This is a genomic window from Caulobacter sp. P1_B12_2 (assembly GCF_056406675.1).
Genome location: NZ_JBFTZS010000165.1, coordinates 1 through 9,140 on the forward strand (window position 1 = coordinate 1; position 9,140 = coordinate 9,140).

At 67.9% G+C, this 9,140-nt stretch carries 6 protein-coding genes; 3 read left to right on the forward strand and 3 right to left on the reverse strand.

The features are described from left to right. The 3 genes from AC1DZ6_RS12100 to AC1DZ6_RS12110 all read right to left on the reverse strand — a co-directional run. On the reverse strand, positions 1-649 hold a 649-nt coding region (locus tag AC1DZ6_RS12100; protein WP_477097426.1), incomplete at its 3' end, for a glucose PTS transporter subunit IIA. A gap of 26 nt (positions 650-675) precedes the next feature. After that, entirely contained in the window at positions 676-3,039 is a 2,364-nt protein-coding gene (locus tag AC1DZ6_RS12105; RefSeq protein ID WP_477097427.1) for a beta-N-acetylhexosaminidase, read from the reverse strand. 227 nt (positions 3,040-3,266) lie between these two features. Next, complete coding sequence (locus tag AC1DZ6_RS12110; protein ID WP_477097428.1) at positions 3,267-6,038, reverse strand: TonB-dependent receptor; 2,772 nt, start codon at positions 6,036-6,038, stop codon at positions 3,267-3,269. 258 nt (positions 6,039-6,296) lie between these two features. Between AC1DZ6_RS12110 and AC1DZ6_RS12115 the strand changes: the two genes are divergently transcribed. From AC1DZ6_RS12115 to nagA, 3 genes are all read left to right on the forward strand, one after another. Then, positions 6,297-7,040, forward strand: a complete 744-nt coding sequence (locus tag AC1DZ6_RS12115) for a GntR family transcriptional regulator (RefSeq protein WP_477097429.1) — start codon at positions 6,297-6,299, stop codon at positions 7,038-7,040. A 53-nt stretch (positions 7,041-7,093) separates the two neighbouring features. Next, positions 7,094-8,185, forward strand: a complete 1,092-nt coding sequence (locus AC1DZ6_RS12120) for an SIS domain-containing protein (RefSeq protein WP_477097430.1) — start codon at positions 7,094-7,096, stop codon at positions 8,183-8,185. Then, a partial coding sequence (gene nagA / locus AC1DZ6_RS12125) for an N-acetylglucosamine-6-phosphate deacetylase (protein WP_477097431.1) occupies positions 8,185-9,140 on the forward strand: 956 nt, incomplete at its 3' end. The genes AC1DZ6_RS12120 and nagA, both read left to right, overlap by 1 nt.

Sequence of the window (9,140 nt, forward strand, 5' to 3'; positions counted from 1 at the left end):
TCACGGACCTGGGTCCGGGACGGCTCGTGTCCACCTCACTCACACGGACCAGGGCCACCTCGGCGGCGAATTTGCGGGCGCTCTCGGCGATACGGGCGGCCGGACGGGCGTGGATGCCGTGCTGCAGCGGCACGACGACCTCGCGCGACACCTCGCCCTCGACCACCGCCAGCACCGCGCCCGCGCCGCCGACCGGCGCCAACTCCATCAGGAAATCGCCCACCGAGGCGGCGTGGTCCTGCTCGCGGCGAACGATCTGAAAGGCGTCGGGATTGGTGATCACCACCGGAGTGATCAGGCTCTTGGCGCGCTGGGACAGCAGGTCGAGATCAAAGCTGATCAGCTTGTCGCCCGCCTTCACCGCTTGGCCGTTCTCGACATGGACCTCGAAGCCCTCGCCGCCCAGGCCGACGGTCTCCAGTCCGACATGCATCAGGATCTCGGCGCCGTTGTCGGCCCGCAGGGTGACGGCGTGGCGGGTGGCGTGGACGGCGATCACCCGCCCGTCGCAGGGAGCGTGCAGGGTCGAGCCCAGCGGGTCGATGGCCAGGCCGTCGCCCAGCATGCGCTCGGCGAACACCGCGTCGGGCGTCTCGTCAAGCGGGGCGATCCAGCCCTTGAGCGGCGAGGACAGTACGAGATTGGCCACCGGTACGCTTCCTGCTTCCTGGAATTCTAGTTCTTGTTGGTCTTGGTCGGGATCAGCGTGACTTGGTCGAGCACCAGCGTCGGCTCGACCGTGCGCGCTGTAAAGGTCAGGCAGAGGTCGTGGACACCTTCGCGCTTCGGCAGCACGCCGGACACCGTGCCCAGGCCCGGTCCGCGCGCGGCGGCGCCCAAGGCAATGGCGGCGATCCGCTCGCCCGCGCAGCCGTCGATCCGCACCTCCAGCTCGCCGTCCGGCGTAGCCGGGGCGCGCAGCGGGATCTTGTCGCGATCGGCGCCGATCTGGAAGTTGAACGGGACCTGGCCGATGTGGGCGGTCAGCTTCAGGTCGGCCGACAGGTCGGCCCCCTTCCACACCCAGCACGGATTCATCAGGTCGACCGCGAACACGGCGCGCGGGCCGTTCACCGGGGCGTCGTCCTCCAGCGACAGGTTGATGCCGTTGCCGCAGAGCTCGAGCTGGTGACTGTTGCGGGTCTGGGCGGCCAGCAGGCTGACCGGATAGTCGCGGACCCGGCCCAGGGCGTCGTCGCCCAGGAACGTCCGGGCACGAATGGCCTCGCCTGGCGCGACCGTCAGAGGCGCTTCGTAGAGGCTTGAGCCCTTGGTCGGGGCCTTGCCGTCGGTGGTGTAGCGGATCTCGCCGAGGCCCAGGCCCGAGGCCAGGGCGACCGACACCTGACCGCCGCGGGCCGGGCGCAGGGTCGCTTGCGGCTCGTAGGGCACGGTGTCGTGGGCCACGCCCAGCACGTCCAGCCGCGCGGTCTCGGCCGGCAGGCGGGCGGCGAAACTCTTCCAGTCGTGCTGGGCTACGGGCGTCCAGCCGTTCTCGGCCACGGCGATCAGGCGCGGGAAGGTCATCTTCTCCAGCCGCTCGTCGGTGCGCATGTGCTCGGTGAACGACGTCGCCTGCAGGCCCAGGATGTGGGCGCGCTGGGCCTCGGTGAGGGCGGCCGGGGCGGCGTCGAAGTCGTAGACATCCTTCAGGCTGACGATCTTGATCCGGCCGGGCGGCTCGTCGGCCGAGGCGCTCTGGCGGCGGTCCATGTAGAGGGTGCTGTCAGGCGCCAGCACCGCGTCATGGCCCTGCGAGGCGGCGGCCACCGCCCCCTCGACGCCACGCCAGGACATCACCGTGGCGTTGGGGGCCAGGCCGCCTTCGAGGATCTCGTCCCAGCCGATCATCCGGCGACCGCGACTATTGATGTGCTTCTCGGCGCGCTGGATGAACCAGCTCTGCAGCCCGTGCTCGTCCTTGACGTCGAGGGCCTGGATCTGGGCCTGGACCTCGGGGCTGGCCTTCCACTGGTCCTTCACGGCCTCATCGCCGCCGACGTGGATGTAGTCCGACGGGAACAGGTCCATCACCTCGTCGAGCACGTCGTTGAGGAAACCGAACGTCTCGTCGCTGGGCTTGTAGAGGTAAGGGAACACGCCCCAGTCGCCCATGTTCGCGCGCGGCGGGGCTTTCGTCATGCCGAACTGCGGATAGGCGATCAGCGGCGCCAGGGCGTGGCCCGGCATCTCGATCTCGGGGACGATCGTGATGCCGCGCGCCGAGGCGTAGGCGACCAGCTCGCGGACCTGGTCCTGGGTGTAGAAGCCACTGTAGCGGATGGGCTTGCCGGTCTTGGGATCCTTGCCCGCCGCTCCGGCCGGCACGCGCCAGGACCCTTCGGATGTCAGCTTCGGATACTTCTTGATCTCCAGCCGCCAGCCCTGATCGTCGACCAGGTGCCAGTGCAGGACGTTCAGCTTGTGAGCGGCCATGGTGTCGATGATCGACTTGATCGTCTCGACGCTCTGGAAGTGGCGGGCGCTGTCCAGCATGAAGCCGCGCCAGGCGAAGCGCGGGGCGTCGTCGATGCCGACAGCGGGCAGCTGGGCGGAGCCCTTGGCGGCGTCCTGCACCGCCAACTGCCAGACGCTGACCGCGCCGTAGAACAGGCCCGCGCGCTTGGGAGCGGTGATGACGACCCCGGTGGGCGCGACCCGGAGAGCGTAGGCCTCGGCCTTGTCGCTGGAGGTCGCCCCGCGCGCCAGGACAATCGCCGCCTCGCCGGCAGGCGGCGCGCTTTCAATCACGGCGGGCTTCAGGCCCCGGGCCTTGAACAGCATGTCGGATAGCTGGCCGGCCACGACGCGGGCCTCGACATCGCCCTTGGCGACGAAGATCCGGGTGCTGGCCGTCAGGGCGAAGGTCCCCTGCCTCAGTTCGGCGTTGGCTGGGGCGGGCGTCAGGGTAAGGAGCGGCCCATCCGTCGCGGGAGAGGCGGCGAAGGCGGCCGAGGCGAAGGCCAGCACGGCGGCGGAAGCCGACAGGGCGCCGGCGGCGCGAAGCGCGGCCTTAGCGAAGGATGGGGCGAGGATCATGAAGGAGCGCTCTCCGGCTGACGGGCGACGAGAACACGCGCGGCAAAAAGCGGGCGGAGCGTTTGACCGCTCCGCCCCAGCTCCGTGCTTGCAGTCAGGAGGACTTTGGTCGCGATCGGCGGCGGGCAGGTCATGAGGTGATCCTGGACCATGCCGCCTCCGATGCAACGATCTCGGGAGGAAACTAGAGACCCCCGGCGCGAGCGCCGGAGGTCCCCGATACGGGGTTAGAACTTGAAGCGGACACCGCCGAAGACCATGCGGCCGTTCTTGTAGATACGGGCCGGGCGGTTCGGATCGTTGTCGTAGTTGTCGGTCTGCTTCTCGTCGGTCAGGTTGATCGCATCCAGGCTCAGAGAGATCTGGTCCGTGATGTTCACGCTGGCCGAAGCGTCGAGCGACTTGAGCGAGTCCGACCACAGCTGGCGGTAGCCGCGCTCGGCGTCGTAGTCGACGAAGAACTTGGACCGGTAGTTGTAGGACAGACGGGCGCTGAAGCGTTCGTTCTCGTAGTAACCGCTGATGTTGGCGATGTTCTTCGAGCTGGACGGGATCGGCACGTCGGTGGTCGAGCTGGCGTCGGTATAGGTGTAGTTGGCCAGCACGCCGAAGCCGTTCCAGATGGGCATCTGGAAGTTGACTTCAACGCCCTTGGTCTCACCACCCGGCACGTTCACCGGACGACCGACATTGTAGTTACAGCTGTAGAGACCAGGGGACTGCAGGACGCACTGGTTGGCCGGGTTGACGACCCGCGGGTCGTTGGCGGCGGCTTGCAGCGGCAGCTTCTCGGTCGTCGCGCCCTGGACGATGTAGGTCGAGATGTCCTTGTAGAAGAACGCCACGGCCAGCAGCGATTGCGGCTTGAAGTACCATTCCAGAGACGCGTCGTACTGGTTGGCGCGATACGGATCCAGGTTCGGGTTGCCGCCCGACGCGGTCAGCAGGGACTCGGTCAGCGAGGTGAAGCCGGCCATCTGGGCGTAGTCCGGACGGGCCAGGACGCGGCCGGCGGCCACGCGGAGCACCAGGTCGTCCCGAACGTCGAACGCCAGGTTCGCCGAGGGGAGGATGTCGGTGTATTCCTTCTCGCCCGAGGTCGGGGCCATCAGGCCGAACGGGTTGTTGATGGCGCCCGGCGTACCGGCCGACACCCCCACGCGCCAGGCGTTGGTCTCGATCTTGGTGTTGACGACGCGGACGCCGACGTTACCGCGCCAGCCCTCGCCCTTCAGGTTGCCCATCACGTAGCCGCCGAAGGTCTTCTCGTTGAAGTCGAAGCTTTCGAGCGGGCCGAAGTGATTGCAGTTGGCCAGGCCGATGCAACCGCCGACATTGGGGTTGTTGGGATCGTAGGTCGTGGCCGGGCCGAGCTTGGCGTAGATGGCCTCGATCTTGTTCTTGTCAGCCGTCAGATAGCTGCTGAGAACGCCCGGACCCTTGATGCCGTCCAAGTAGTCGCTGTCGGTCAGACCGCCGGCGACGTCGGCCAGCGAGCACGAGTGGCCGCCGCAAGCCGTCGGGCCGAACAGGGCGCGGCGTTGACCGTAGGTTTGCACGACGCTGCGATCGTGGTCGGTGTACTTCAGGCCGAACTGGACCGAGCTGAAGGGACCACCATCGAGGAACTTCTCGCCGGCGACGAAGGTGTAGAATTCGTCGTCGTCGTTGACGGTGGTGTTGGCCGAAGCCCAACCGAGCGTCATTTCGTCGTCGGCGGTCGCGGGATTGATGTCGGTGTAGGTCACCTTGGGCAGGCCGCCCGACAGGTCGTAGCTCAGGCCGGTCGGGGCGTTGGTTTCCCAGAACGGCTGCAGGTCGGTGGCGCCCTTGGCCTTGGTGTAGCCGACGCGGCCCTTGAACTCCCAGCCGTCGGCCGGACGGAACGTGCCGGCCAGGTCGATCGAGCCGACATTGGTGTGGGCCAGGCGGTCGATGGCGTCGAACACCACGCCGTTGGCGCCGGGCGTGTTGAAGTTGCCGGCCACGGCGGTGCCGTTGACGACCTTGGTGATGTTGAACGTCTCGGTCGGCGTGGTGGCCAGGGCGCCGATCTTCTGGCTGACCCAGGCCATGTAGTTCTGGTTGAAGTTATCGGCGTCCATCCGCGAATAGAGGCCGGTCAGGTTCAGGTCCCACTTGTCGCTGGGCGCGTACTGGATGGCGAAGTTGGCGCCCTTGCGCTCGCGGGTCTGGGTGAACAGCGAGGAGCCGATCAGGCTGGGCGCGTAGACCGTCTGGCCCGGGCTGATGCCGGTGATGTTGGTGCCGGTGCCCATGGCCGTGGTCACGGCCTGATAGCCCAGGACCTCGATGCCGTCGCGGCGGATGCGCCGCTTGTCGTAGATGCCGCCGACCAGGACGCCCAGGGTCTTGTCGTCGTTGTGCCAGCTGAGCATGGCCGAGGCGGTCGGATCGGTGCTGCCCGACTTCTCGTCGTGGAAGGCTTGCAGCGAACCGGAGACCGAGATCGGGGCCAGGTCCAGCGGGTTGCGGGTGTGCACGTTGACCGTGCCGCCCACGCCGCCTTCGTCGATATCGGCCGTCGGGCTCTTGAAGACCTCGACCTTGCCGACGATTTCCGACGGCAGCATCAGATAGTTGAAGCTGCGGCTGGCCTTGAACTGATCGAGAATGAACCAGTCGGCGGTGGCGACGGCGTGGCCGTTGAGCAGGGTGCGGTTCAGGGTGGGCGCGGTGCCGCGGATCGAGATCCGCTCGCCTTCGCCGAATTCACGTTGGATGGTGACGCCCGGGACGCGCTGGAGCGATTCAGCGACGTTCTTGTCCGGGAACTTGCCGATGTCTTCGGCGGTGATCACGTCGACGACGGCGTCGGCGTTACGCTTGGCTTCGACCGAGGCCTGCAGCGAGGCGCGGATGCCGGTGACGACGACTTCATCGACTTGTGTAGAGTCCTGCGCGAAGGCCGGCGCGGCCAACGCAACCGCCAGGACGCTGGCGGATGCTGTTAGAATGGTCTTGTGGAAATTTCGCATACTCGGCTTCTCCCCTTTTTCCAGACCCTAGGGCCTGGAGCCGAACCCCAAGCCCAATCCGATACCAATTCTTCTACGGACATCCGCAGAACGCGGTACTTCTCAGGCCTCGGAAGTGAACTGTGACGAAAATTTATCGAATGACAAGGCCAAAAAAGAACCAATTGCAGACCATGTTCTTATTGGTATGAAAATGGTCATATGCTATTTCCGAAGCCAAGCGGTGGCGCGGTTTTGCGCGGGGGTGCGAAATTGACGATGTTTTCTGAACGGATCGGCGGCCTGGATGGACACGGCCAGGATCACGCGCCGCTCTATAAGCAGCTGCAGCGCGCGCTGCGCGACGCCATCCAGAAGAAGATCCTCGGCCCCGACGACGCCCTGCCGGCCGAACGCGACATGGCCGAGGAATTCAGCATTTCGCGCATCACCGTGCGCAAGGCCCTGGACGGCCTGGTCAGCGAAGGCTTGCTGACGCGCCGCCAGGGCGCGGGCACCTTCGTCGCCGCGCGGGTGGAAAAGAGCTTCTCCAAGCTGTCGTCGTTCACCGAGGACATGATCTCGCGCGGGCGCACGCCGCGCAGCGAGTGGATCAGCAAGGCCGACGGATCGGTCACGCCGGAAGAATCGCTGACCCTGGGCCTGTCGCCCGGCACGCCCGTCTTCCGCTTCGCCCGCATCCGTTACGCCGACGGCGCGCCGATGGCCCTGGAGTACTCAACGATCGCCGGCTTCGCCCTGCCCTCGGCCGAGGTGGTGGGCGTTTCGCTCTACGAAGCGTTGGAAGCCACCGGTCACCGCCCCGCCCGCGCCCTGCAGCGGCTGCGCGCGGTGCTGTTCACCGCCGAGCAGGCCGCGCTGCTGGGCGTGCCGGTCAAGGACGCCGGCCTGCTGATCGAGCGGCGGAGCTTCCTGCCCGACGGCCGGACGGTCGAGATCACCCAATCCTACTATCGCGGCGACGCCTATGACTTCATCGCCGAACTGAACGCCCTCTCCTAGGGGCCGCACTGATCGGGGCCCGCCCCGCGCGCATATGTGAAGGAACGTCCGTCTTGGAGGCCAACGTCTTGACCCGACCCGCACCCCCCGCCTCGCCTTCCACCGGGCCGGCGCGGCTGACGGCGGAATCGACCCGCATGTTCCTCGAGGCCGGCCAAGCCTCGCAAGTCGTCGCCGCCCAACTGGGCGCCAACGCCGCCCGCGCCGCCAAGATCGCCGAGCGCCTTCGCGCCAACCCGCCCCGCGCCGTGGTCACCTGCGCGCGCGGCAGCAGCGACCACGCCGCCACCTTCGCCAAGTACCTGGTCGAGACCCGCACCGGCGTTCTGACCTCGTCGGCCGCCCTGTCGGTCAGCTCGGTCTACGCCGCCCAGCAGGACCTGGGCGACGTGCTCTATCTGGCCATTTCGCAGTCGGGCAAGAGCCCCGACCTGCTGGCCGCCGTGGCTTCCGCCAAGGCGGCCGGCGCTTTCGTCATCGCCCTGGTCAACGACACCGCCTCGCCCCTGGCCGCCCTGGCCGACGAGGTGCTGCCCCTGCACGCCGGTCCCGAGCTGAGCGTCGCGGCCACCAAGTCCTACATCGCCGCCCTGGCCGCCATCGCCCAGCTGGTCGCCGCCTGGACCGGCGACGAGGACCTGACCGCCGCCTTGGCCACCCTGCCCGCCCTGCTGGCGGAGGCCTGGACCCTGGACTGGACGCCGGCCGTCGAACGCCTGAAGCTGGCCCGCAATCTCTATGTGCTGGGACGCGGCGTCGGGTTCGGCGTCGCCCAGGAGGCGGCCCTGAAATTCAAGGAAACCTGCGGCCTGCACGCCGAAGCCTTCAGCGCCGCCGAGGTCCTGCACGGCCCGATGGCCCTGGTGAAGGCGGGCTTCCCCGTGCTGGTCTTCGCCCAGAACGACGAAAGCCGCGACAGCGTCGACGCCATGGCCAAGGGCGTGGCCGAGCGCGGCGGCGACGTCCTGCTGGCCGGCGCGGGCGAAGCCGGGGCCGGCGCGCTTCCGGCGCTCGCCGCCCACCCCGTAATCGAGCCGATCCTGATGATCCAGAGCTTCTACCGCATGGCCAACGCCCTGTCGGTGGCGCGCGGCTACGATCCCGACAGCCCTCCACACCTCRACAAGGTCACAGAAACCGTCTGATGCAGTCTGTTCTCGTCAATGGCCGCATCCTGACGCCGGAAGGGATCGTCGACGGCAAGGCCGTGGCGATCCGCGACGGACGGATCGACGGCGTCTTCGACAGCGCTGACACCCCTGTCGGCGTGACGCGCCGCGACCTGGACGGCGGCCTGCTGGTCCCCGGCTTCATCGACACCCAGGTCAACGGCGGCGGCGGGGTGCTGTTCAACGATTCGCCCACCGTCGAGGCCATCGCCGCCATCGGCGCCGCCCACCGCCCCTACGGCACCACGGGCTTCCTGCCGACCCTGATCAGCGACGACCTGACCGTGGTCGACGCGGCCATGCGCGCGACCGAACAGGCCATCGAGGCCGGCGTGCCCGGCGTGCTGGGGGTCCATATCGAGGGTCCGTTCCTCAATGTGAAGCGCAAGGGCATCCACGACTCGAGCAAGTTCCGCACCCTCGACGACGAGGCCGTGGCCCTGCTCAGCTCGCTCAAGCGCGGCAAGACCCTGGTGACCCTGGCGCCGGAGACCACCACGCCCGAGATGGTCCGCCGTCTGACGGTCGCCGGGGTGAGCGTCGCCGCGGGCCACACCAACGCCGCCTACGGCACGGTGCGCAAGGCGCTGGACGCCGGCCTGACCGGCTTCACCCACCTGTTCAACGCCATGTCGCCGCTGACCAGCCGCGAGCCGGGCGTGGTCGGCGCGGCGCTGGAGAGCATCACCGCCTGGTGCGGGATCATTGTCGATGGCCGCCACGTGGATCCGGTGGTGCTGCGCATCGCCCTGCGCACCCGTCCGTTGAACCGCTTCATGCTGGTGACCGACGCCATGCCGACCGTGGGCATGGCCGACAAGAACTTCGACCTGCAGGGCCGCCATATCCGGGTGGTCGACGGGGTCTGCGTCGATGACCACGGCACCCTGGCCGGCTCGGACCTCGACATGATCGGCGCGGTGCGCAACGC